General features: G+C 61.8%; 23 protein-coding genes and 1 pseudogene. 16 read left to right on the top strand and 8 right to left on the bottom strand.

What is annotated here, in order from left to right; all coding sequences use genetic code 11:
* Positions 1-316: 316 nt before the first annotated feature.
* Positions 317-1096 (bottom strand): peroxide stress protein YaaA, encoded by a 780-nt coding sequence (gene yaaA, locus A4C63_RS15040; RefSeq protein WP_061552453.1) that lies wholly within the window; start codon positions 1094-1096, stop codon positions 317-319.
* 136 nt (positions 1097-1232) lie between these two features.
* Between yaaA and A4C63_RS15035 the strand changes: the two genes are divergently transcribed.
* The 5 genes from A4C63_RS15035 (at position 1233) to moaE (ending at position 5422) form a co-directional block, all read left to right on the top strand.
* Positions 1233-2360: a polysaccharide deacetylase family protein gene (locus A4C63_RS15035; RefSeq protein ID WP_063913335.1), complete on the top strand. Its 1128-nt coding sequence runs from the start codon at positions 1233-1235 to the stop codon at positions 2358-2360.
* A 362-nt stretch (positions 2361-2722) separates the two neighbouring features.
* A complete protein-coding gene (locus tag A4C63_RS15030; protein WP_013974146.1) occupies positions 2723-4117 on the top strand; it encodes a PhoH family protein in 1395 nt (464 codons plus the stop codon).
* A 140-nt stretch (positions 4118-4257) separates the two neighbouring features.
* Positions 4258-4728 (top strand): cyclic pyranopterin monophosphate synthase MoaC, encoded by a 471-nt coding sequence (moaC, locus tag A4C63_RS15025; RefSeq protein ID WP_003251775.1) that lies wholly within the window; start codon positions 4258-4260, stop codon positions 4726-4728.
* Positions 4728-4973, top strand: coding sequence for a molybdopterin converting factor subunit 1 (gene moaD / locus A4C63_RS15020; RefSeq protein WP_063913334.1), 246 nt, complete (start codon positions 4728-4730; stop codon positions 4971-4973). Before moaC ends, moaD begins: the two co-directional genes overlap by 1 nt.
* Before the next feature lie 2 nt (positions 4974-4975).
* The gene (moaE, locus tag A4C63_RS15015; protein ID WP_063913333.1) at positions 4976-5422 is read left to right on the top strand and encodes a molybdopterin synthase catalytic subunit MoaE; all 447 of its coding nucleotides are present in this window, start codon (positions 4976-4978) and stop codon (positions 5420-5422) included.
* A 130-nt stretch (positions 5423-5552) separates the two neighbouring features.
* On the opposite strand, the gene rhlB is transcribed toward moaE, so the two are convergent.
* Positions 5553-7016, bottom strand: a complete 1464-nt coding sequence (rhlB, locus tag A4C63_RS15010; protein ID WP_063913332.1) for an ATP-dependent RNA helicase RhlB — start codon at positions 7014-7016, stop codon at positions 5553-5555.
* Positions 7017-7117: 101 nt separating this feature from the next.
* Positions 7118-7774: an alpha/beta hydrolase gene (locus tag A4C63_RS15005; RefSeq protein WP_063913331.1), complete on the bottom strand. Its 657-nt coding sequence runs from the start codon at positions 7772-7774 to the stop codon at positions 7118-7120.
* Positions 7775-8106: 332 nt separating this feature from the next.
* On the opposite strand from A4C63_RS15005, the gene A4C63_RS15000 reads away from it, so the two are divergent.
* The 4 genes from A4C63_RS15000 to A4C63_RS14985 all read left to right on the top strand — a co-directional run bounded on the left by A4C63_RS15000 (position 8107) and on the right by A4C63_RS14985 (position 12264).
* A complete protein-coding gene (locus A4C63_RS15000) occupies positions 8107-9135 on the top strand; it encodes an amino acid ABC transporter substrate-binding protein (protein WP_013974141.1) in 1029 nt (342 codons plus the stop codon).
* Positions 9136-9202: 67 nt separating this feature from the next.
* Positions 9203-10381 carry an amino acid ABC transporter permease gene (locus tag A4C63_RS14995; RefSeq protein ID WP_063913330.1) on the top strand — a complete coding sequence of 393 codons (1179 nt, stop codon included), beginning with the start codon at positions 9203-9205 and terminating at the stop codon, positions 10379-10381.
* A gap of 10 nt (positions 10382-10391) precedes the next feature.
* The gene (locus A4C63_RS14990; protein ID WP_063913329.1) at positions 10392-11489 is read left to right on the top strand and encodes an amino acid ABC transporter permease; all 1098 of its coding nucleotides are present in this window, start codon (positions 10392-10394) and stop codon (positions 11487-11489) included.
* A gap of 10 nt (positions 11490-11499) precedes the next feature.
* Positions 11500-12264, top strand: a complete 765-nt coding sequence (locus A4C63_RS14985; protein ID WP_003251792.1) for an amino acid ABC transporter ATP-binding protein — start codon at positions 11500-11502, stop codon at positions 12262-12264.
* Positions 12265-12395: 131 nt separating this feature from the next.
* Here A4C63_RS14985 and algW read toward each other — a convergent pair whose 3' ends face one another.
* A complete protein-coding gene (gene algW, locus A4C63_RS14980) occupies positions 12396-13556 on the bottom strand; it encodes a Do family serine endopeptidase AlgW (RefSeq protein ID WP_063913328.1) in 1161 nt (386 codons plus the stop codon).
* Between the two features lie 167 nt (positions 13557-13723).
* Between algW and A4C63_RS14975 the strand changes: the two genes are divergently transcribed.
* The 3 genes from A4C63_RS14975 (at position 13724) to cysN (ending at position 17555) form a co-directional block, all read left to right on the top strand.
* Positions 13724-14482, top strand: a complete 759-nt coding sequence (locus A4C63_RS14975; RefSeq protein ID WP_063913327.1) for a Nif3-like dinuclear metal center hexameric protein — start codon at positions 13724-13726, stop codon at positions 14480-14482.
* 238 nt (positions 14483-14720) lie between these two features.
* On the top strand, positions 14721-15638 hold the full coding sequence (gene cysD / locus A4C63_RS14970) for a sulfate adenylyltransferase subunit CysD (protein ID WP_013974136.1): 918 nt from the start codon (positions 14721-14723) through the stop codon (positions 15636-15638).
* A gap of 15 nt (positions 15639-15653) precedes the next feature.
* Positions 15654-17555 carry a sulfate adenylyltransferase subunit CysN gene (gene cysN, locus A4C63_RS14965; protein WP_063913326.1) on the top strand — a complete coding sequence of 634 codons (1902 nt, stop codon included), beginning with the start codon at positions 15654-15656 and terminating at the stop codon, positions 17553-17555.
* A gap of 244 nt (positions 17556-17799) precedes the next feature.
* Here the strand turns inward: cysN and A4C63_RS14960 are convergent, their stop codons facing one another.
* A complete protein-coding gene (locus A4C63_RS14960) occupies positions 17800-18279 on the bottom strand; it encodes an Lrp/AsnC family transcriptional regulator (RefSeq protein ID WP_063913325.1) in 480 nt (159 codons plus the stop codon).
* Between the two features lie 127 nt (positions 18280-18406).
* Between A4C63_RS14960 and A4C63_RS14955 the strand changes: the two genes are divergently transcribed.
* Positions 18407-19603 carry a methionine gamma-lyase gene (locus A4C63_RS14955; RefSeq protein WP_063913324.1) on the top strand — a complete coding sequence of 399 codons (1197 nt, stop codon included), beginning with the start codon at positions 18407-18409 and terminating at the stop codon, positions 19601-19603.
* A 198-nt stretch (positions 19604-19801) separates the two neighbouring features.
* On the opposite strand, the gene A4C63_RS26340 is transcribed toward A4C63_RS14955, so the two are convergent.
* Positions 19802-20227 (bottom strand): hypothetical protein, encoded by a 426-nt coding sequence (locus tag A4C63_RS26340; protein WP_156510879.1) that lies wholly within the window; start codon positions 20225-20227, stop codon positions 19802-19804.
* Between the two features lie 93 nt (positions 20228-20320).
* Positions 20321-21139, bottom strand: a complete 819-nt coding sequence (locus tag A4C63_RS25740; protein ID WP_082888337.1) for a lipid II-degrading bacteriocin — start codon at positions 21137-21139, stop codon at positions 20321-20323.
* A 245-nt stretch (positions 21140-21384) separates the two neighbouring features.
* On the opposite strand from A4C63_RS25740, the pseudogene A4C63_RS25735 reads away from it, so the two are divergent.
* A pseudogene (locus A4C63_RS25735) lies at positions 21385-21522 on the top strand (PLP-dependent transferase); the annotation flags it as partial.
* Positions 21523-21684: 162 nt separating this feature from the next.
* On the opposite strand, the gene A4C63_RS14950 reads toward A4C63_RS25735, so the two are convergent.
* The gene (locus A4C63_RS14950) at positions 21685-22122 is read right to left on the bottom strand and encodes a YhcB family protein (RefSeq protein WP_063913323.1); all 438 of its coding nucleotides are present in this window, start codon (positions 22120-22122) and stop codon (positions 21685-21687) included.
* 135 nt (positions 22123-22257) lie between these two features.
* Here A4C63_RS14950 and A4C63_RS14945 point away from each other — a divergent pair, with 135 nt between their 5' ends.
* Positions 22258-22893, top strand: coding sequence for an alpha/beta hydrolase (locus A4C63_RS14945; protein ID WP_015271727.1), 636 nt, complete (start codon positions 22258-22260; stop codon positions 22891-22893).
* A gap of 25 nt (positions 22894-22918) precedes the next feature.
* A complete protein-coding gene (locus A4C63_RS14940; protein WP_063913322.1) occupies positions 22919-24268 on the top strand; it encodes a tryptophan--tRNA ligase in 1350 nt (449 codons plus the stop codon).
* The last annotated feature ends 128 nt before the right edge of the window (positions 24269-24396 follow it).

Raw genomic sequence — 24396 nt, 5'->3', positions numbered from 1 at the left:
GGCTTTGCCGGTGTTCGCGGCTAAAGCCGCTCCTACAGGGCCCGCGCAGCGTTTAAAAATCAGGCGGGGGCCGAGTGAATCAATAAGGGGTTCAGAACATGAAGTTCAGAATTTTCGGCTTATGACTTCGCCTGCATAATTCAAGCAATCACTTACCCTGATTCTCTGAACTTCGCCAAGCGTGTCCAAAGGAAAAAATCTGTACTCGGAATGCTCGCTGCTCAGGGCGATGGCCCCGAAATTGCTGGGCTTGCAGTGAAAAATGAAGGAGGGGGAGCCCTTCGTCTTGCCGGGCAGCCCCTCCTTCACCGAAGGCTTACTCGGAAGGATGATCGCGCAGGAACACCAGGTGGTCCGGCTTCGACTGCTCGGCACTGTAGTAGTACCCCTGCACATCGAACTGCTTGAGCTGCTCCGGGTCACTGATGCGCTGCTGGATGACGAAGCGGCTCATCATGCCGCGGGCTTTCTTGGCGTAGAAGCTGATGATCTTGTACTGGCCGTTCTTCAGGTCCTTGAAGTCGACGTTGATCACCCGGGCCTTGAGCGCACTGCGTTTCACCGCGCTGAAGTACTCGTTGCTGGCCAGGTTCAGCAGCACGTCATCGCCCTGTTCGGCCAGGGCCTGGTTCAGCCATTCGCTGATGCGCGTGCCCCAGAAGGCGTACAGGTCCTTGCCGCGGGCGTTGGCCAGCTTGGTGCCCATTTCCAGGCGGTAGGGTTGCATCAGGTCGAGCGGGCGCAGCAGGCCGTACAGGCCCGAAAGCATGCGCAAATGCTGCTGGGCATAGCTGAAGTCGTCCTCGCCCAGGCTCTCGGCGTCGAGGCCGGTGTACACGTCACCCTTGAACGCCAGCAGCGCCTGCTTGGCATTGGCCGGGGTGAAGTCCGGAGTCCAGCTGCCGAAGCGCGCGGCATTCAGGCCGGCGAGCTTGTCGGACAGGTGCATCAGTTCGCTGATCTGCGCCGGCGACAGGTCGCGCAGTTGCTGGATCAGTTCCTGGGAGTCGTCCAGGTACTGGGGCAGGGTGAAACGCTCGGTCACCGGCGGGGTGTCGTAATCGAGGGTCTTGGCGGGGGAAATCACCGTCAGCATCGGGTCGGCTCCTGGCATCGTTGGCCGGGAATTCTACGGGCTGGACGGTGCAAGTCCAAACTATGGCGACGATAGTCACAGACCATGGCCGGTACAGACGCTATAGTGCGCGTTTTGCCGTTGCGGAGCCTTTACCGTGCGCATTGCCTCTGCCTTGCTGGCCGCTCTGCTGAGCCTGGCCGTGCAAGCCGCCCCGTCACCCCAGGTTAGCCTGGACCGCAGCCTGTGGCCCGAAAAGCTGGACAGCCCGGCGCTGTTCGATGTGGCCTCGCGGGCCGAAATCCTATCGTTCGCCCAGGTGCTGCACGAAAGCGAGCAGTTGGACGACGCAGCGCTGGCGTCACGCTTGGGGCTGCGGCAAATCAACCTGCAGAAGGTGCGCCTGGTGCGGGCGCGCATGTGGCAGCGGTTGTGGGAAGGTTATCAACAGGCGCAGCGCAGTTGCGAGCAGGATGCGTCGTTCTGTTACCCGGTAACGTCGATGGCGGAGTTGCGTACGCAAGCGGCGACGTTCGCTGCCGATGTCGGCACGTTCTACACCGGCTGGGTCGAGCCGAGTCACCAGTTCCATGTGCGCTACCTGGACGAGCAACTGCGCAAGGCTGCGTTGCTGCCACAGACCAGTAGCGAGCTGGAGCGGCTGTCCTCGCGCGAGCGCAACGGGGATGGACTGAACGACCGCATGTTCCTGCTGACCTTCGTCGGCGGGCCCGGGCCGGAGGGCGGCAGCACCGACCTGCTGGCTGATTACCTGCGCCGGCAAAAGCTTGAAGGCACGTTCTTCGTGCTCGGCAACCGCCTGCAGCAACGCCGCGACGCCGGGGTGGCGAATGCCTTGCGTCAGCTCTATGGCGGGCAGTGCGTGGGGATCCAGGGGTGGGAGTACCGCTCCCATGCGCTGTGGAACGGTTGGCAGGACTCGTTGCGGCGTAGCCAGGCACGGGTGCAGGCCGACCTGCCGGAGCAGTATGTGCCATTGTTCCGGCCGCCTTATGGGCAGCGCCGGGCCGATGGCGAGGCATTCATGGCCAGCCAGCAGTTGCGGGTGTCATTGTGGGACATCGATGCCCAGGATGATGGCGCACTGAGCGCCGAGGACTCGGCGCAGCGGGTGCTGACCTTGATGCTGCTGTGGCGCAAAGGGGTGATCCAGTTCCATGACAGCCTGCCCAAGGCGCAGCCGGCGGTGGAGTGGTTGTTGCGCAATACCGCGCAGAGCGGGATTGGTTGGGAGGACTGTCAGGCGTATGCCTGGCGTGAGTAGGGGGCCGCTTTGCGGCCCATCGCCGGCAAGCCTGCTCCCACAGGTACCGTGCATGGGCTGCTGGCGATGGCCCCGGCAAGGCCAGCCTGAATTTTTACTGTAGTCCTCACGCGCCCCCTCGCCAACCCCTGTTCGTCATTTGGAAAAATAAACTTCACCTACACGTAAAAAGACTTTTTTTAGTCATCATTTTTGCGGTATGAAGAAACCAGACAGCCGATTCCTGCAGCACAGGTGGCGTCATCCAGGCCCACCTAGCCAGGTTCGCTTCCCGCCCGTAACAACGCGGATACGGGGACAGCGGCAGTCACTCTGCGGCGTAACAGACCACGCCGTGTGGCTTCGACATAAGGTGACCGAGTATGGATGACCAAGGACGCAACCCTTCCTCCAGCAAGCCTATCCTGTATGTGCTCGATACCAACGTCCTGATTCACGACCCTAACGCGTTACTGAACTTCGAGGAGCACCATGTCGCCATCCCGATGACGGTGCTGGAGGAACTCGACAAGCTCAAGACCGGCAAACAGACCATCGCCGCCGAATGCCGCCAGGCCATTCGCCTGATCGACCAGACCCTTGGTGACGCCTCGCCCAGCGATGTCGAGCAGGGCGTACCGATCCAGCGTGGCAAGAGCGGGCCCAAGGGCTTCCTGTCCATCCTGATGACCCCGCGCAACGAGCCGAACAAGCTGCTGCCGGAAAACCTCAACGACAACATCATCATCAACCAGTTGCTCGAAGTACGGGCCCGGCGCACCGACCTGGACGTTGTGCTGGTCACCAAAGACATCAACATGCGCCTGAAGGCACGTGCCTGTGGCATCGCGGCCGAGGACTACAGCACCGACCAGCTGGTCGATGACGTGTCCTTGCTGTCCAAGGGCTACCATTCGGTCACCGGCTCGTTCTGGGATCGGGTGAGCAAGGTCGATACCCGCCAGGAGCGTGGCCGTACCTGGCACCGCGTGCAATTGATCGACAACCTGCCGGCGGTGCATGTCAACGAGTTCATCATCGATGAACAGGGCTTCGTCGGCTGGATCAAGGGTATCCGCAACGATGAGTTGCTGTTGCTCGACCTGCACCAGGAACCGCTACTGCACCAGGAAGCCTGGGGCCTGAAGCCGCGGGACATCCATCAGAGCCTGGCGCTGTTCGCCCTGCTCGACCCGGATATCCACCTGGTCAACCTGACCGGCGCCGCCGGTTCCGGCAAGACCATCCTGGCCCTGGCCGCGGCCATCGAGCAGACCATGGTCAGCAAGCGCTACCGGCGCATCATCGCCACCCGCAGTGTGCAGGGGCTGGACCAGGAAATCGGCTTCCTGCCGGGCACCGAGGCCGAGAAGATGGAGCCCTGGCTGGGCGCCATCACTGACAACCTCGAAGCCTTGCACATGGATGACGAAAGTACCCATGGCAGCGTCGAGTACATCCTCGAACGCGTGCCGTTGCAGTTCAAGTCGCTGAACTACATTCGTGGCCGTAGCTTCCAGCAGAGCCTGATCCTGATCGACGAGTGCCAGAACCTGACGCCGCACCAGATGAAAACCATCATCACCCGTGCCGGCTCCGGGTCCAAGGTGGTCTGCCTGGGCAACCTGGCGCAGATCGACACCCCCTACCTGTCCGCGACCAGCTCGGGCCTGACCTACCTGACCGAGCGCTTCAAGGACTTCCCCCATGGCGTGCACATCACCCTGCAGGGCGTGCCACGCTCGGTGCTGGCCGAGTACGCCGAGTCGCATCTGTAACCCTCTGCGCCGGGCGGTTCGCCGCCCGGCCTCTTGGCGGTCCGACGTGCCCGCGAAGAGGCCTGATCAGTTGACGCATCCCTCTGCTCAAACCTGACTCACAGGTTTACACTGCGAGTTCCCTTCACAGGAGCAGAGCAGTGCTGACACATCTTGATTCCCAGGGGCGGGCCAACATGGTCGACGTCACTGAAAAGGCCGTGACCGAGCGCGAGGCCACCGCCGAGGCGCGGGTGCGCATGTTGCCGCAGACCTTGCAGATGATTGTCGACGGTGAACACCCCAAGGGCGACGTGTTCGCCGTGGCGCGCATCGCCGGGATCCAGGCGGCCAAGAAGACCAGCGACCTGATCCCGCTGTGCCACCCGCTGATGCTGACCAGTGTCAAGGTCGAGCTCAGTGCCGAGGGGCAGGACGCCGTGCGCATCGTCGCCCGCTGCAAGCTGGCCGGGCAGACCGGCGTGGAGATGGAGGCGCTGACCGCTGCCAGCGTGGCCGCGCTGACGATCTATGACATGTGCAAGGCTGTGGATAAAGGTATGGTCATCGAGCAGGTGCGCCTGCTGGAAAAACTTGGCGGCAAGAGCGGCCACTACAAGGTGGAGGCGTAATGAAGGTCAAGGTGATGTACTTCGCCCGTTACCGCGAACTGTTGGGCGTGGATGCCGAGCGGGTGGAGGGCGTGTTCAAGGTGCTCGATGATGTTCGCCAGGCCTTGGTGGCCAAGGGGGGGCAGTACGAAGTGCTGGCCGAGCAGAACCTGATGTGTGCGCGCAACGAAGAGCTGTGCAAGCTCGATGAACCGCTGGAAGAGGGCGATGAAGTGGCGTTCTTCCCGCCGGTGACCGGAGGCTGAACATGGCTGTGCGAGTACAGGAAGGCGCGTTCGACCCGGGGGGCGAGACCAATGCCATGCATGCGGCCAATGTCGGTGTGGGTGCGGTGGTCGGTTTTGTCGGCTATGTGCGGGACTTCAACGATGGCCGCGAGGTGGCGGGGATGTTCCTCGAGCACTATCCGGGCATGACCGAAAAGGCCCTGGCCAAGATCGTGGTCGAGGCCGAGCAGCGCTGGCCGTTGCTCAAGGTGGAGGTGCTGCACCGCATCGGTGCGCTGGAACCGGGCGAACCGATTGTGTTCGTCGGCGTGGCCAGTGCCCATCGGCAGGCGGCGTTCGATGCCTGCAACTTCATCATGGACTACCTGAAGACCCGGGCGCCGTTCTGGAAGAAGGAAAATACCCAGGAAGGGGCAAGGTGGGTGGAAGGGAAGCAGAGTGACCAGGATGCCGCTGGGCGCTGGTAGATCCTTGTTTGATGGCCGGGGCGTAGCCCCGGTTCGCGGGTAAACCCGCTCCCACAGGTACTGCACAGGTTTCGAAAGCTGTGGAGTACCTCTGTGGGAGCGGGTTTACCCGCGAAGAGGCCGGCACAGGTCAATGGTGCTTGCGCGGCACCGGCTTCAGCAGCTCATCCGGCGGCATTTCACACTTGATCTTGCGCCCCAGCAGCGTTTCGATCGCCGGCAACTGGTAAGAGTCATCCTCGCCGGCAAAGCTGATCGACACGCCACTGGTACCCGCACGGCCGGTCCGGCCAATGCGGTGCACGTAGTCGTCCGGGTCTTCCGGCAGGGTGAAGTTGATCACGTGGCTGATGCCATCGATGTGAATCCCACGCCCCGCCACGTCGGTGGCCACCAGCACGGTGATTCGCCCTTCGCGGAAGTTTTCCAGGGTACGGATACGCTTGTGCTGCGGCACGTCGCCCGACAACTGCGCGGCATTGATGCCGTCGCGCACCAGTTTTTCCTCGATGCGCCGCACTTCGTCCTTGCGGTTGGCGAATACCATCACCCGTTCCCACTTGTTCTGGGTCACCAGGTTGTACAGCAGCTTGTACTTGTCGCTGCCGGCCACCGCATACACGTGCTGCTCCACCGTTTCGCTGGCCACGTTTTCCGGCTCGATCTCGACGATGGCCGGGTTGGTGGTCCACTGCTTGGCCAGGTTCATCACGTCGTCGGTGAAGGTGGCGGAGAACAGCAGGGTCTGGCGCTCGCTTTTCGGCGGCGTCTGGCGAATGATCTGGCGCACCTGGGGGATGAAACCCATGTCGAGCATGCGGTCGGCTTCGTCCAGCACCATCACCTCGACCATGTCCAGGTGCACTTCGCCGCGCTGGTTGAAGTCCAGCAGGCGGCCCGGAGTGGCCACCAGGATGTCGCAATGGCGCGCTTCCAGGGCCTTGAGCTGCTTGTCGAAGTCCATGCCGCCGACGAAGCTCATCACGTTCAGGCCGGTGTACTTGGTCAGGGCGATGGCATCCTTGGCGATCTGCACCACCAGCTCGCGGGTGGGCGCGATGATCAGCGCGCGTGGCTCGCCCATGTAGCGTTCCTTCGGCGGCGGCGTCTGCTGCAGCTGGGAGATGATCGAGATCAGGAACGCCGCAGTCTTGCCGGTACCGGTCTGGGCCCGGCCGATGGCGTCCTGGCCACGCAGGGTGTAACCCAGCACTTGTGCCTGGATCGGCGTGCAGTATGGGAAGCCCAGGTCGTGGATGGCGTGCATCAGCTCGTTGGACAGCTTGAAGTCGTGGAAGCGGGTCTTGCCTTCTTGCGGCTCGACCACGAAGTCTTCCGGTTTCCACAGGCTGGCCTGCGGCTTGGGCTTGCGCTCGCGACGCGGTTTGTCCTTGGCCGGCTTGTCGGTGGCTGGCGTAACGGCGGCAGGCTGTTCAGCCTCGGGAGTGGGGTTGGCGCGCGGGGTGGCCGGCTTTGTTGCGGGCCGGGCCTCGCTGGCAGGCGCGGGCGCAGGCGGCGTCACGCTGGCAGCAGGAGCGACGGCCTGTGGCGCGGCGTCTCCCTTGCCGAATATTTTCTTGAGTGCCTTGAGCACGATCGTCTCATCAACTGGTTAAGGAATGTACGCCGGGCAGTGTAATGCAAGATTCAGGCGCGGCGTAGCGGAATAGCCTCACAACTACAGGCTGCCTTGGCTTATTGCAATTGCTGGCCCAACCAGTCGTGGATGTCGTTCAACTCTTCCACCACCACTTCATGTTCCATCGGGTATTCGTGCCAGCGGGCGGCGACGCCCCAGGTATTCAGGTACTCGAAGGCGGTGCGGCCCATGGAAGGGATCACCACCGGGTCGTGCACGCCATGCAGGCACAGGGCCGGGGTGCGTTGCTGACAGGCGCTCAACTGATGCTGGTCGTTGAAGGTGGGTGCGTAGGTGGACAGGGCGATCACGCCACCCAGCGCTTCTTGCCACTTTATATAGGCGGTGTGCAGTACTACCGCACCGCCTTGGGAGAAACCGGCCAGGAAGATCCGCGACAGGCTGATGCCCTTGGCCTGCTCGGCCTTGATCAGGGCAATGAGCTGCTCGGCCGATTCTTCCAGCTGCGCTTCGTCGATGGCGCGGGCCGGGGTCATGGCCTTGATGTCATACCAGCTGGGCATGGCATAGCCGCCGTTGATGGTTACCGGGCGGGTGGGTGCCTGGGGCATGACGAAGCGGGTGCTGAGCAGGCGTTCCTGCATGAATTCGGCCACTGGTAGGAAGTCGTAACGGTCGGCACCCAGACCGTGCAACCAGATCACACAGGCGTCTGCGGTTTTCTGCGGTTCGAGAATCAGCGGGTTGGTCATGACTGCTCCGAAAGTGTGCGGGTCTTGTTATGGCGTGCGTGAAAAGAAGGCGCTGGAAATGATTGTCTGAAAAAGAATGTCGCAACGATACAACTTTCCCTACTTGACGAGCGCTTAAACGCTACAGCCAGAAATTTTGGTACGCGCTTTGCAATTCAACCTGTGATGCAAAGGGCAGGCCGTGACGGTAACACCCTTTGCACGCGAAGGCTGTCACAGAACAGTCCATTGCGCCATTTGACCCAATAACAAGCCAATACGGGTCGGACACGCCTCAAAAGGGTGCGGTGCAATTCCGGCTCGATACAACAAGAGCGATTTGGAGGTTGTGAATGAAGATGTTGAAAACCACCCTGGCAGTCCTGACCGCTGCCGCCGCGCTGGGCGCCGTGAGCAACGCCCAGGCCGGCGCCACCCTCGATGCGGTAAAGAAGAAGGGCTTCGTCCAGTGTGGCGTGAGCGACGGTCTTCCAGGCTTCTCGGTACCTGATGCGCAGGGCAAGATCGTTGGTATCGACGCCGACGTGTGCCGCGCCGTGGCCGCCGCCGTGTTCGGCGACGCCACCAAGGTCAAGTTCAGCCAGCTCAACGCCAAGGAACGCTTCACCGCCCTGCAGTCGGGCGAAGTCGACGTGCTGTCGCGCAACACCACCTGGACCAGCTCGCGTGATGCCGGCATGGGCCTGGTATTCGCCGGTGTTACCTACTACGACGGCGTTGGCTTCCTGGCCAACAAGAAGCTGGGTGTATCCAGCGCCAAGGAACTCGATGGCGCAACCATCTGCATCCAGGCCGGTACCACCACCGAGCTGAACGTGTCGGACTACTTCCGCGCCAATGGCCTGAAGTACACCCCGATCACCTTCGACACCTCGGACGAAAGCGCCAAGTCGCTGGAATCGGGCCGTTGCGACGTGCTGACCTCGGACAAGTCGCAGCTGTTCGCCCAGCGCTCCAAACTGGCCGCGCCGACCGAGTACGTGGTACTGCCGGAAACCATCTCCAAGGAACCGCTGGGCCCGGTGGTGCGTAAAGGCGACGAAGAATGGTTCAGCATCGTCAAGTGGACCCTGTTCGCCATGCTCAACGCCGAGGAGGCGGGCATCACCTCGAAGAATGTCGAGGCCGAAGCCAAAAGCACCAAGAACCCGGATGTCGCCCGCCTGCTGGGCGCGGATGGTGAGTACGGCAAGGACCTCAAGCTGCCCAAGGACTGGGTAGTGCAAATCGTGAAGCAAGTCGGTAACTACGGCGAAGTGTTCGAGAAGAACCTGGGCCAGAGCACCGACCTGAAGATCGACCGTGGCATGAACGCCCTGTGGAACAACGGCGGCATCCAGTACGCGCCACCTGTGCGCTGATGGCTGCACCCTGCGGCGGCATCCCGCCGCCGCAGGCTGTTCGAATCCCTACTGTCCGGGGCACTTCATGCAAAATCAAATCGGCGCACCCAAGGGCTTGTCCCTTAACGATCCGCGTGTGCGCGCGTGGCTGTTCCAGATCCTCACGATCGTCTTCGTGGTCGGCCTGGGCTGGTACCTGTTCCACAACACGCAAACCAACCTGCAACACCGGGGTATCACCTCGGGCTTCGACTTTCTCGACCGCAGTGCCGGCTTCGGCATCGCCCAGCACCTGATCCCCTACGTGGAATCCGACAGCTATGCGCGGGTGTTCGTCATCGGCCTGCTCAACACCCTGCTGGTGACTTTCATCGGTGTGGTGCTGGCGACCATCCTCGGCTTCATCATCGGTGTGGCGCGGTTGTCGCCGAACTGGATGATCAACAAGCTGGCGACCGTGTATGTGGAAACCTTCCGCAACATCCCGCCGTTGTTGCAGATCCTGTTCTGGTACTTCGCCGTGTTCCTGACCCTGCCGGGACCGCGGGGCAGTATCAATATCGACGACACCTTCTTCATCAGCAACCGTGGCCTGAACATGCCCGGCGCGTCCATGGCCGATGGCTTCTGGCCGTTCGTCGTGGCCGTGGCCGTGGCGCTGCTGGCCATCGTGGTAATGGTGCGCTTTGCCAACAAGCGCTTCGACGAGACTGGTGTACCGTTCCACAAGTTCTGGGTGGGGCTGGCGTTGTTCATCGCCATTCCGGGCGTTTGCGTACTGGTGTTCGGCAGCCCGGTGCACTGGGAAGTGCCGCAATTGAAAGGATTCAACTTCGTCGGCGGGTGGGTGCTGATCCCCGAGCTGCTGGCGCTGACCCTGGCGTTGACCATCTATACCGCAGCGTTCATCGCCGAGATCGTGCGCTCCGGCATCCGTTCGGTCAGCCATGGCCAGACCGAGGCCGCGCGCTCGCTGGGCCTGCGCGAGGGCCCGACCTTGCGCAAGGTGATCATCCCCCAGGCACTGCGGGTGATTATTCCGCCGCTGACCAGCCAGTACCTGAACCTGGCGAAGAACTCGTCGCTGGCGGCCGGTATCGGCTACCCGGAGATGGTTTCGCTGTTCGCCGGTACCGTGCTCAACCAGACCGGCCAGGCCATCGAGGTGATCGCCATCACCATGAGTGTCTATCTCGCCATCAGCATCAGCATTTCGCTGCTGATGAACTGGTACAACAAGCGCATTGCGCTGATCGAGCGGTGAGGATACGCCCGTGAATGCCCATGTTTTCAAACCCGATATGCCGCCACCGGTGAAAACCGTCGGCGTGCTCGCATGGATGCGTGCCAATCTGTTCTCCAGCTGGCTCAACACGCTGCTGACCCTGTTCGCCATCTATCTGGTGTGGCTGATCGTGCCGCCGTTGCTGCAGTGGGCGTTGCTTGACGCCAACTGGGTCGGCACCACCCGTGCCGACTGCACCAAGGAGGGCGCCTGCTGGGTGTTCGTGCAGCAGCGCTTCGGCCAGTTCATGTACGGCTACTACCCGGCCGAGCTGCGCTGGCGCGTGGACCTGACCGTATGGCTTGCCGTGCTCGGCGCCGCGCCACTGTTCATCAAGCGTTTCCCGCGCAAGGCCTTCTACGGCCTGGGCTTCCTGGTGCTGTACCCGGTGCTGGCCTACACCCTGCTGCATGGGGGCGTCCTGGGCCTGGAAAACGTAGCGACCAGCCAGTGGGGCGGGCTGATGCTGACCCTGGTGATCGCCACCGTGGGTATCGTCGGTGCCTTGCCGCTGGGCATCCTGCTGGCCCTGGGCCGGCGATCGAGGATGCCGGCGGTGAAGGTGGTGTGCGTGACCTTCATCGAGTTCTGGCGCGGTGTGCCGTTGATCACGGTGCTGTTCATGTCGTCGGTGATGCTGCCGTTGTTCCTGCCCGAGGGCATGAGCTTCGACAAACTGCTGCGGGCGATGATCGGCGTGATCCTGTTCCAGTCGGCGTACATCGCCGAGGTGGTGCGGGGCGGCCTGCAGGCCATCCCCAAGGGCCAGTACGAAGCCGCTGCGGCCATGGGCCTGGGCTACTGGCGGGCGATGGGCCTGGTGATTCTGCCGCAGGCGCTCAAGCTGGTGATCCCCGGCATCGTCAACACCTTCATTGCCCTGTTCAAGGACACCAGCCTGGTGATCATCATCGGCCTGTTCGACCTGCTGAACAGCGTCAAGCAAGCCGCCGCCGACCCAGCCTGGCTGGGCATGGCCACCGAGGGCTACGTGTTCGCCGCCCTGGTGTTCTGGATTTTCTGTTTCGGTATGTCCCGCTACTCCATGCATCTGGAGCGCAAGCTGGACACTGGCCACAAGCGTTAGGAGTTTCGAAATGAGTGAAGCGATCAAGCAGCCTGCCGGCCCCGAAGGCATCATCCAGATGCAGGGCGTGAACAAGTGGTACGGCCAGTTCCATGTGCTCAAGGACATCAACCTGAACGTGCGCCAGGGCGAGCGCATCGTGCTGTGCGGGCCGTCCGGCTCGGGCAAGTCGACCACCATCCGTTGCCTCAACCGCCTGGAAGAGCACCAGCAGGGGCGCATCGTGGTCGATGGCGTGGAGCTGACCAACGATCTCAAGCAGATCGAGGCCATCCGCCGCGAGGTGGGCATGGTGTTCCAGCACTTCAACCTGTTCCCGCACCTGAGCATCCTGGAGAACTGCACCCTGGCGCCGATGTGGGTGCGCAAGATGCCACGGCGCAAGGCCGAGGAAATCGCCATGCACTACCTGGAGCGGGTACGTATTCCGGAGCAGGCGCACAAGTACCCGGGGCAGTTGTCCGGTGGCCAGCAGCAGCGTGTGGCGATTGCCCGTGCGTTGTGCATGAAGCCGAAGATCATGCTGTTCGACGAACCGACCTCGGCGCTGGACCCGGAAATGGTCAAGGAAGTGCTCGATACCATGGTGGGGCTGGCCGAGGATGGCATGACCATGCTTTGCGTGACCCACGAGATGGGCTTTGCCCGGACCGTGGCGAACCGGGTGATCTTCATGGACAAGGGCGAGATCGTCGAGCAGGCGGCGCCGGATGACTTCTTCGACCGGCCGCGCAGTGACCGGACCAAGTTGTTCCTGAGCCAGATCCTGCATTGATGTAGCCGGGGGCCGCTTTGCGGCCCATTCGCAGCACAAGGCTGCTCCTACAAGGGAAATGCGATCTCCTGTAGGAGCAGCCTTGTGCTGCGAATGGGCTGCGAAGCAGCCCCAGACACCCGATCGCGGCCTTACTTCTCTTCCGTGGCGACTGCCGGCGCCGGTGGCGGCCGCAGCCCCACCTCGGCGATCAGCTTCAACTGCTGCCCATTGCGCATCACCTCGATGGTGATCTTCTCGTTGGGCTTGATCCGCGCCACCTGGTTCATCGATTTGCGCCCGTCACCGGCTGGCTCGCCGTTGATGCTCAGGATCACGTCACCCAGCTGCAGCCCGGCCTTCGCCGCCGGCCCTTCGCGGAAGATACCCGCCACCACGATGCCCGGGCGGTCCTTCATGCCGAACGACTCGGCCAGTTCCTGGCTCAGCGGCTGTACCTCGATGCCCAGCCAGCCACGGATGACCTGGCCGTGCTCGACGATCGACTTCATCACCTCCAGCGCCAGTTTTACCGGGATGGCAAAACCGATGCCCTGCGAACCGCCGGATTTGGAGAAGATCGCGGTGTTGATGCCGATCAGGTTGCCGTTGGCATCCACCAGCGCACCACCGGAGTTGCCCGGGTTGATCGCCGCGTCGGTCTGGATGAAGTCTTCGTAGTTGTTCAGGCCCAGTTGGTTGCGGCCGGTGGCGCTGATGATGCCCATGGTCACGGTCTGGCCGACGCCGAACGGGTTGCCGATGGCCAGCGACACGTCGCCGATGTGAATGTTGTCGGAGCGGCCGATGGTGATCGCCGGCAGGCTCTTCAGGTCGATCTTCAGCACCGCCAGGTCGGTTTCCGGGTCGCTACCAATCACCCGGGCCAAGGTTTCGCGGCCATCCTTCAGGGCCACGACGATCTGGTCGGCGCCACTGGTGACGTGGTTGTTGGTCAGCAGGTAGCCCTCGGGGCTCATGATCACCGCCGAGCCCAGGCTCGATTCCCAGCGGCGCTGCTTGGGCAGGTTGTCACCGAAGAAACGGCGGAACTGCGGGTCTTCGAACAGCGGGTGGGCGCTCTTGTTCACCACCTTGGTGGTGTACAGGTTGACCACCGCCGGGGCGGCCAGGGTCACGGCATCGGCGTAGGACACCGGGCCTTGCATGATCCGCGAGGTCTGCGGTGCCTGCTGCAGGTTGACGTCCTGGCTGGGCAGGCCGACCCATTCCGGGAAGCGCTGGATGATCAGCATGGCGATCAGTAGGCCGGTAAGCAGGGGCCAGCCAAAGTAACGCAAAGCCTTGAACATGAATGAATCCTGGAAAGAGCGGGTACGGTGGCCGCGCGGTGGGGCATGAGCGCGCGCGATCATACACCGGTTCCCCCAGTGCCGGCGACGGCTCATAATGGCCGGCATTATACGGGCGTTGCATGGGCGTTGTGCCCGAGAAAAACGCAGATTTCGAGGAGATTTTCATGGCCGTCGCTCTGAACACCCTGGTCGAGGAAGCCGAGCGTTACCTGGGCAGCGCGAAGATCCAGGATTATTGCCCCAACGGCCTGCAGGTAGAAGGCCGGCCGCAGGTCAGCCGCATCGTCAGCGGTGTTACCGCCAGCCAGGCGTTGCTGGATGCGGCGGTCGAGGCCCAGGCCGACCTGGTGCTGGTGCACCATGGCTACTTCTGGAAGGGTGAGAACCCGTGCGTCACCGGCATCCGGCAGCGCCGGCTGAAGACCCTGTTGAACAACGATATCAGCCTGCTGGCGTTCCACCTGCCGCTGGACGTGCACCCGGATGTGGGCAACAACGTGCAACTGGCGCGGCAGCTGGACATCACCGTCGAAGGGCCGCTGGACCCGGAGAACCCCAAGGTGGTCGGGCTGGTCGGCTCGCTGGCCGAGCCAGTGACCGCGCGCGACTTCGCACGGCGGGTGAGGGAGGTGCTGGGGCGTGAGCCGTTGCTGGTCGAAGGCGAGCAGATGATCAGTCGGGTCGGCTGGTGCACCGGGGGCGGGCAGGGCTACATCGATACGGCGATCGCCGCCGGGGTGGACCTGTACCTGACGGGCGAGGCGTCGGAGCAGACCTATCACAGTGCCCGCGAGAATGGTGTCAGCTTCATTGCCGCCGGGCACCATGCCACCGAGCGCTACGGGGTGCAGGCGCTGGGTGATTACCTGGCGCGGCGGTTTGCCGTGGAGCACCTGTTCATCGATTGCCCGAACCCGATCTGACATCGGCGTCGCCTTCTTCGCGGGCGCGCCCGCTCCCACAACGACTGTGCTGCACCTGTGTGAGCGGGCGCGCCCGCGAGGGGCCGCAGAGCGGCCCAATTCCACCCCAAACCCCCAGTCATATCGTTAGACTTTTTCGATCTAGCCAGCCTCCTAAATAGAAGCAGCCGCTGTGATAAAGTGACTCGCTCGAACACGGCCCGCAGGCCGTCCATAAGATCGTTTTTCGTGAGTAGCCATGGTCGACAAACTGACGCACTTGAAACAGCTGGAGGCGGAGAGCATCCACATCATCCGCGAGGTGGCCGCCGAGTTCGACAACCCGGTGATGCTGTACTCGATCGGCAAGGATTCCGCCGTGATGCTGCACCTGGCGCGCAAGGCCTTCTTCCCGGGCAAGCTGCCGTTCCCGGTGATGCACGTCGACACCCAGTGGAAATTCCAGGAGATGTACAGCTTCCGCGACAAGATGGTCGAGGAAATGGGCCTGGAGCTGATCACCCACGTCAACCCCGAGGGTGTGGCGCAGGGTATCAACCCGTTCACCCATGGCAGCTCCAAGCACACCGACATCATGAAGACCCAGGGCCTGAAGCAGGCGCTGGACAAGCATGGTTTCGACGCCGCCTTCGGTGGCGCGCGCCGCGACGAAGAGAAGTCGCGGGCCAAGGAGCGCGTGTACTCGTTCCGTGACAGCAAGCACCGCTGGGACCCGAAGAACCAGCGCCCGGAACTGTGGAACGTGTACAACGGCAAGGTCAACAAGGGCGAGTCGATCCGCGTCTTCCCGTTGTCGAACTGGACCGAGCTGGACATCTGGCAGTACATCTACCTCGAAGGTATCCCGATCGTGCCGCTGTACTTCGCCGCCGAGCGTGAGGTCATCGAGAAGAACGGCACCCTGATCATGATCGACGACGAGCGCATCCTCGAACATCTCACCGATGAAGAGAAAGCGCGCATCGTCAAGAAGAAGGTGCGTTTCCGTACCCTCGGCTGCTACCCGCTGACGGGCGCTGTCGAGTCGGAAGCCGAGACCCTGACGGACATCATTCAGGAAATGCTCCTGACCCGTACGTCCGAACGCCAGGGCCGTGTCATCGACCACGATGGCGCCGGTTCCATGGAAGACAAGAAACGCCAAGGCTACTTCTAATTTCAGGGTTACTCCATGTCGCACCAATCTGATCTGATCAGCGAGGACATCCTCGCCTACCTGGCCCAGCACGAGCGCAAGGAACTGCTGCGCTTCCTGACCTGCGGCAACGTCGACGACGGCAAGAGCACCCTGATCGGGCGTCTGCTGCACGACTCGAAGATGATCTACGAGGACCACCTCGAGGCCATCACCCGTGATTCGAAGAAAGTCGGCACCACCGGCGAGGAAGTCGACCTGGCACTGCTGGTCGACGGCCTGCAGGCCGAGCGCGAGCAGGGCATCACCATTGATGTCGCCTACCGCTACTTCTCCACCGCCAAGCGCAAGTTCATCATTGCCGACACCCCGGGCCATGAGCAGTACACCCGCAACATGGCCACCGGCGCGTCCACCTGCGACCTGGCGATCATCCTGGTCGACGCCCGCTACGGCGTGCAGACCCAGACCCGCCGCCACAGCTACATTGCTTCGTTGCTGGGCATCAAGCACATCGTGGTCGCGGTCAACAAGATGGACCTCAAAGGCTTCGATCAGGACGTCTTCGAGTCGATCAAGGCCGACTACCTGAAGTTCGCTGACGCCATCAACCTGACCCCGAGCAGCCTGCACTTCGTGCCGATGTCGGCGCTCAAGGGTGACAACGTGGTCAACCCCAGCGAGCGTTCGCCGTGGTATGCCGGCCCGACGCTGATGGAAATCCTCGAAACCGTCGAAGTGTCGGCCGACCGCAACTTCACCGACCTGCGCTTCCCGGTGCAGTACGTCAACCGCCCGAACCTGAACTTCCGTGGCTTCGCCGGCACCATTGCCAGCGGCGTGGTGCACAAGGGTGACGAAATCGTCGTGCTGCCGTCGGGCAAGAGCAGCCGCGTCAAGTCCATCGTCACCTACGAAGGTGAGCTGGAAAACGCAGGCCCTGGCCAGGCCGTGACCCTGACCATGGAAGACGAGATCGACATCTCCCGTGGCGACCTGCTGGTGCATGCCGACAACGTCCCGCCGGTCACCGACCAGTTTGACGCCATGTTGGTGTGGATGGCCGAGGAGCCGATGCTCCCGGGCAAGAAATACGACATCAAGCGCGCTACCAGCTACGTGCCGGGCTCGATTGCCAGCATCACCCATAAGGTCGATGTGAACACCCTGGAGCAGGGCGCTGCCAGCGCACTGCAACTGAACGAGATCGGCCGCGTCAAGGTGTCCCTGGACGCCTCGATCGCCCTGGACGGTTACGACAGCAACCGCACCACCGGTGCGTTCATCGTCATCGACCGCCTGACCAACGGCACTGTCGGCGCCGGCATGATCATCGCCCCGCCAGTGCTGCCGCACGGCAGCACCGGCCATCATGGCAAGCTGTGCCATGTGGCCACCGAAGAGCGCGCCCTGCGTTTCGGCCAGCAGCCAGCCACCGTGCTGTTCAGCGGCCTGTCCGGCGCAGGCAAGAGCACCCTGGCCTACGCCGTGGAGCGCAAGCTGTTCGACATGGGCCGAGCGGTGTACGTGCTCGACGGCCAGAACCTGCGCCATGACCTGAACAAGGGCCTGCCACAGGACCGCGCCGGCCGTACCGAGAACTGGCGCCGCGCCGCCCATGTGGCGCGCCAGTTCAACGAAGCCGGTCTGCTGACCCTGGCTGCGTTCGTGGCCCCGGATGCCGAAGGCCGCGAACAGGCCAAGGCGTTGATCGGCAAGGAGCGCCTGGTGACCGTTTACGTCCAGGCCTCGCCGCTGGCCTGCCGCGAGCGTGACCCGCAAGGCCTGTACGCGGCTGGTGGCGACAACATCCCGGGCGAAAGCTTCCCGTACGATGTGCCGTTGGACGCGGACCTGGTGATCGACACCCAGGCCACCAGCGTGGAAGAGGGCGTGAAGCAGGTGCTGGACGTGCTGCGTCAGCGTGGCGCGATCTAAGCGCCAGGCTGCCTGAAAGAAAAACCCCGCTTCGGCGGGGTTTTTTATTCCTCTTTCCCGCAGATACAGCGCATGTTTCGGGCTCACGCTGTACCTGTGGGAGCGGGTTCACCCGCGAAGCAGGCGGCGCGGTGGATGGCACCGGCTGTGCCGGTGTTCGCGGCTGAAGCCGCTCCCACAGGGACTGCGCAAGCTTCTGGATTTTGAGCAAGGCAGTTGCCCCCAATTGGATCGCGCATGCCGTTCAGATATGTTTCTCCGACACCGGTATCACCCGCCGTTCCTTTACCGCCTTGTAGGAAAAACTCGAATAGATCTCCTTCACCCCCGGCAACCGCTGCAGCACTTCCCGGGTGAACTCCCCAAACGACTCCAGATCTCGCGCCAGGATCTCCAGCAGAAAATCATACCTCCCGGAAATGTTGTGGCAGGCGACGATCTCGGGAATCTCCATCAACCGCTGCTCGAACGCCAACGCCATGTCCTTGGTGTGCGAGTCCATCATGATGCTGACGAACGCGGTCACGCCAAATCCCAGCGACTTGGGCGAGAGGATGGCCTGGTAGCCGGTGATGTAGCCGTTGTCCTCCAACAGCTTGACCCGTCGCCAGCAGGGCGAGGTGGTCAGTGCCACCTTGTCGGCCAGTTCGGCAACGGTGAGGCGGGCGTTGTCCTGCAGGGCGGCGAGCAGGGCGCGGTCGGTGCGGTCGAGGCTTGAAGGCATGTTTTGCCCTCCTGATCCGGTAATTATTGTTTTTGTTCCAGCAAGCACGCGGATGCGTGGGTAACTTTGGAAAAAATCGGGCAGCTCGGTGGCATAAGCTTATAACAAACCACAAGAGGCTGTTGCCATGCGCGACTCCCATAACAACACCGGTTTTTCCACACGGGCCATTCACCATGGCTACGACCCGCTTTCCCACGGCGGCGCCCTGGTGCCGCCGGTGTACCAGACCGCTACCTATGCCTTCCCCACCGTCGAATACGGCGCTGCGTGCTTCGCAGGGGAGGAGCCCGGCCATTTCTACAGCCGCATCTCCAACCCGACCCTGGCCCTGCTGGAACAGCGCATGGCCTCGCTGGAGGGCGGCGAGGCGGGGCTGGCATTGGCGTCGGGCATGGGGGCCATTACCTCGACGATCTGGACCCTGCTGCGGCCCGGTGACGAGCTGATCGTCGGGCGCACGCTGTACGGCTGCACCTTTGCCTTCCTGCACCATGGCATTGGCGAATTCGGCGTGAAAATCCGCCATGTCGACCTGAACGATGCCAAGGCCCTGAAGTCGGCGATCAACAGCAAAACACGAATGATCTACTTCGAAACGCCGGCCAACCCCAACATGCAACTGGTGGATATCGCCGCGGTGGCCGAGGCGGTGCGCGGGCATGACGTGCATGTGGTGGTCGACAACACCTACTGCACGCCCTACCTGCAACGTCCGCTGGAGCTGGGGGCGGACCTGGTGGTGCATTCGGCGACCAAGTACCTCAGTGGCCACGGTGATATCACTGCCGGTCTGGTGGTGGGGCGCAAGGCGCTGGTCGACCGTATTCGCCTGGAAGGGTTGAAGGATATGACCGGGGCGGTCCTGTCACCCCACGACGCAGCGCTGCTGATGCGCGGGATCAAGACCTTGGCCCTGCGCATGGACCGGCATTGCGCCAATGCGCAGCAGGTGGCGGAGTTTCTGGCTCGGCAGCCGCAGGTAGAGCTGATTCACTACCCGGGGTTGCCGACGTTTGCCCAGTACGAACTGGCGCAGCGGCAGATGCGTTTGCCGGGCGGGATGATCGCCTTCGAGCTCAAGGGCGGTATCGAGGCCGGGCGCAGGTTCATGAATGCCCTGCAACTGTTTGCCCGGGCGGTGAGCCTGGGCGATGCCGAGTCGCTGGCGCAGCACCCGGCGAGCATGACCCATTCCAGCTATACGCCGCAGGAGCGGGCGCATCACGGGATATCGGAGGGGCTGGTGCGCTTGTCGGTGGGGCTGGAGGATGTGGAGGACCTGCTGGCGGATGTCGAGCAGGCGCTGGACGCGTGTAGGTAAATTGCCGAAGCTCTCTCTTCGCGGCAAAAACCGTTACGGCATCACTGGATGCTGACATCAAGCTAGTTAGGTGGTGCAAAGCTGATGTCAATGGTGTGGTCGCCCGAAGAGAGAGCAAACAACGGCGTATCGTCAATGTCGTAGAGCATACGGTTCCTGATGATCAGGCCGCCACTGTTGCAGCCGAGAACCTGATAGTCAGGTCCGCTTCCTGGGTTTCTTTTGAAGAAAAATCGCAGCAGCAAGTGAGAAGCCGGCTGATAGGAAATAAATAAGCGCAGTCATGTTCATCGATATTGTGTTGTCGGTGTAAGCGAAGGAAACAAAAATACCAAGAGTTGCTGTCGCGAAAGTTGGGATAAATTCAAGAAAAAGTCTGATGGCCTTGGGTAGTTTGCCAGTGAGCAGCTTGTTTGCTATCGTTCCTCCAAGCATGAAAAATACTGAAAATGTGGTAGAAATTATTAGCAGTACTATATACATCGATAACGCGGGTATGCCTGAAGTGTCATGCGGGTCACCAGGGTTTTCGAGCGCAGCTTCCGAAGCGCTAAACAATAGTGCTGTTGCAATTACGTTCAAGGCTGAGGCCGTAGCTGTGCAGAGCGTTTTCGAGATATTCATAATCCACCTTGAAGTCAGTGGGCTAAGATAGTATAGAATAAAAGCCAAATCAATGGTGTCGCCCGTGCTGCGCTTCGTTGTCGCGGCCTCCCATTAATTTGCTATGTTTAGCGGTAGGTCGCCTTCAATTAGAATTTCGTAGTCTTGTGCATTTGCAACGCGCCCAACTTCACGAAGCAGTGTCGTGGCTTTCTCGTCGAACCCGCCGCGGTGGCTGCTCGCATTTGCATCATATTTATCCGAATAGGCGCGAACCACACCGACGAAAATGAGCTTTCCGTCACTACCCTTATTCAGGTCGCCAATAACTCGTAGGGTAATAGAACCTAGGTAGATGCGTGATATATTACTATCCATGCCTGTGTTATATGGGAAGGTGACATCAATCCGACTAGTGCCTGCGCTTGCTCTAGCGAATGTTGCCTGTAGTTGAGGGATTTTATGCAATTCGGGTGCGATGCCTATATTGTTTATGTTGACTTTAGCCTGCTGCCCTTTCCCTAAAAGCCAGTGTGCAATTGCTCTGAACGGAGTGAACCACCCCCCAGAAAATTCAATAGGTTGAGCTAAGGGGGCAGTATCAAGATTTGCTTTGGTGTACTCAAATGCTTTGTTCCAAGCATCTGGAATACTGATGCTCGAATTGGCCAGCATTATTGCGTCTGCACCAGACCCAGCTTTGAGTTCACGAATCAGGAAACCGTCAAGCGTAAAAGCGATGGGACGGGTGTACTGCATTTTAGGAAGATGCAGGTTTAGCATTTCCCTCCAGTGGCCTTGTGCATAGCCAGCGCTACGCTCCTCAATGGCACGACCTATCATGGCTGCGGGGTGTGGTGCTTGTAAGCCATTAGGACGACTTGTGCCGTAATTATTTGGATAGATATACAAAGCCGGAAGTTCAATACTCATATGTCATCTCTGAGTGGGTTATTGAAAATTTCAGTAGGGAAGCCCTGCGAGCGCTCTTGGTTACGGAATGGACATGAGAGGGTGTTTCAATATTCTTATGCCATAGGCCGTTCTGAATGTTTTTATAGTGTGCCTAATGACGACTTTTTTGTATGTCAGAAGAGCGGCCAAACAGGGTGTAGGACCACACCTGATGATTTGTAGGATCTTGCTGCTTGGGCGCATCAAGGCAGGCTGGGCGATGCATTACGCACTCCAGCCATACTGCGAAGGAGCGGGCGCATCACGGGATATCGGAGGGGCTGGTGCGCCTGTCGGTGGGGTTGGAGGATGTGGAGGACCTGCTGGCGGATGTCGAGCAGGCGTTGAAGGCTTGCAGCTAGGTTGCCTGGGCGGTCCTCTTCGCGGGCACGCCCGCTCCCACAGGTATCCCACAAATTTCAAATGCTGTGGCGTACCTGTGGGAGCGGGCGTGCCCGCGAAGAGGCCAGTGCATCCAGCCCACAAAAAAGGCCTCTTGCGAGGCCTTTGTCATGTTCGGCAGATCAACGCTTGAGCCCGTAGCTCTCGTCGAGCATGCCCGGCGCGTTCGGTGCTTTCGGCGCGTAGTCGCGTGGCACTTCGGCGGTGTCCTTCGGCGGGGTCAGGCGGTCGCGTGGGCCTTGCGCGCCCTCGGAATGCAGGGCCGCCAGCAGGCGTTGGCGAGTAACGTCATCAAGGGCCAGGCTGTTGGCGCCTTCAGCCAGGTGATCCTGGACGTCCTGGTAGCTCTGGGTCAGTTTCTTGACCAGCACGGCGGTGCTATTGAAGTGGGTGACCACTTCGTTCTGGTAGCTGTCGAAACGCTTCTGGATGTCATCCAGCTGACGCTGGGTGCTGCTCGGCGCGGCATTGGGCAGCAGGCGAGCGACGACGAAACCGACTACCACGCCGATGACCAGGGCCAGGGTCGGCAACAACCAAACAAGGAGCGAGAGTTCCACGAGTCCTTCCTCTATAAACGGCTTTGCTTTACGTTAACGGCTCAGACCTGCGCTGTATACCGCGAGCGATCGCAAATCAGAACAGAATTCCTCACCTAGACGAATCGACCCCTCCCGAGGTCACGGAGTAGTGCCTTGCTTGTCCGCGAAACCCCCTTGTTCATCGATGGCCCCAGTGGCCAGCTGGAAGCCTTGTACCTGGACGTGGCCAATGCCCGTGGCGTGGTGCTGATCTGCCACCCCAACCCGGTCCAGGGCGGCACCATGCTCAACAAGGTGGTCTCGACCCTGCAACGCACCGCCCGTGACGCCGGCTACGTGACCTTGCGTTTCAACTACCGTGGCGTCGGGCAGAGCGCCGGCAGCCATGACATGGGCGCTGGCGAGGTGGCCGATGCCGAGGCCGCTGCGGCCTGGCTGCGTGAAAAGCACCTGGGCCTGCCGCTGGTGCTGATGGGCTTTTCCTTCGGCGGCTTCGTCGCCACCAGCCTGGCCGGCCGCCTGGAAGCTGCCGGCGTAGAGCTGCAGCAGCTGTTCATGATCGCCCCGGCGGTCATGCGCCTGACGGCGGAGTTCCCGCTGCCGCAGCGCTGCCCGATCACCGTGGTGCAGCCGGACGCCGACGAAGTCGTCGCGCCGCAGCTGGTTTACGATTGGTCCGACAGCCTGTCGCGCCCCCATGAGCTGCTGAAAGTGGCAGAATGCGGACACTTCTTCCATGGCAAGCTGACCGATCTGAAGGATCTGCTGCTGCCGCGCCTTTCGAACTGAGCCAAGCCTGAATAAGCGAACACCCATGACCACGCGCATTCTTACCGGTATCACCACCACCGGCACTCCGCACCTGGGCAACTACGCCGGCGCCATCCGCCCGGCGATCCGTGCCAGCCAGCAGCCCGGTGTCGACTCGTTCTACTTCCTGGCCGACTATCACGCCCTGATCAAGTGCGACGACCCGCTGCGCATCCAGCGTTCGCGCCTGGAAATCGCCGCCACCTGGCTGGCCGGTGGCCTCGACCCGGACAAGGTGACCTTCTACCGCCAGTCCGACATCCCGGAAATCCCCGAGCTGACCTGGCTGCTGACCTGCGTCAGCGCCAAGGGGCTGCTCAACCGCGCGCATGCCTACAAGGCTTCGGTGGACAAGAACCTGGAAAACGGCGAGGACCCGGATGCCGGCGTGACCATGGGCCTGTACAGCTACCCGGTGCTGATGGCCGCGGACATCCTGATGTTCAACGCCAACAAGGTGCCGGTCGGTCGTGACCAGATCCAGCACGTGGAAATGGCCCGCGACATCGGCCAGCGTTTCAATCACCTGTTCGGCCAGGGCAAGGACTTCTTCGCCCTGCCGGAAGCGGTGATCGAGGAGAGCGTGGCGACCCTGCCGGGCCTGGACGGGCGCAAGATGTCCAAGAGCTACGACAACACCATCCCGCTGTTCACCAGTGCCAAGGACATGAAGGAAGCGATCTCGCGCATCGTCACCGACTCGCGTGCGCCCGGCGAAGCGAAAGACCCGGACAACGCGCACCTGTTCACCCTGTTCCAGGCCTTCTCGACGCCGGCGCAGTGCGCCGAGTTCCGGGAAGAGCTGCTGCAGGGCCTGGGCTGGGGCGAGGCCAAGCAGCGCCTGTTCCAGCTGCTGGATGGCCAGCTGGCCGAGAAGCGCGAGTACTACCACCAGCTGATCGCCCGCCCGGCGGACCTGGAAGACATCCTGCTGGCCGGCGCCGCCAAGGCCCGCAAGATCGCCACGCCGTTCCTCGAGCAGCTGCGCGAGGCCGTTGGCCTGCGTTCGTTCCGCAGCAGCGTGCAGGCCAGCACCGAAGTGAAGAAGAAGGCCGCCAAGAGTGCGCGTTTCGTCAGCTTCCGTGACGAAGACGGCAGCTTCCGCTTCCGCCTGCTGGCCGCCGACGGAGAACAACTGCTGCTGTCGCGCAGCTTCGCCGACGGCAAGAGCGCCGGCGCCGTGAGCAAGCAGCTGCAGCAAGGTGGCGAGGCGGATGTGCGCGTCGAAGGCCTGGGCTTTGGCCTGTGGCTGAACGGCGAACAGGTTGCCGACGGGCCGCAGTTCGACAGCGCCGAAGCCCGTGATGCAGCCATTCAAAGCCTGCGTGCAGCGCTTCAGCCACAACAGGACTGAGGCATTTCGCCTGTAGGAGCGGGTTTACCCGCGAACACCGGCAAAGCCGGTGCCATCCAGCACTTAGTTGGTCTGGATGAGGCATATTGACGCAAGTCGCATTGCCATTAAGCGGGCCTGTCGCTACA

It is taken from the genome of Pseudomonas sp. p21 (assembly GCF_001642705.1).
In the GTDB taxonomy this organism is placed as follows: domain Bacteria; phylum Pseudomonadota; class Gammaproteobacteria; order Pseudomonadales; family Pseudomonadaceae; genus Aquipseudomonas.
The sequence above is the reverse complement of the archived record's forward strand: the minus strand, read 5'-3'. Positions and strand labels throughout refer to the sequence as shown.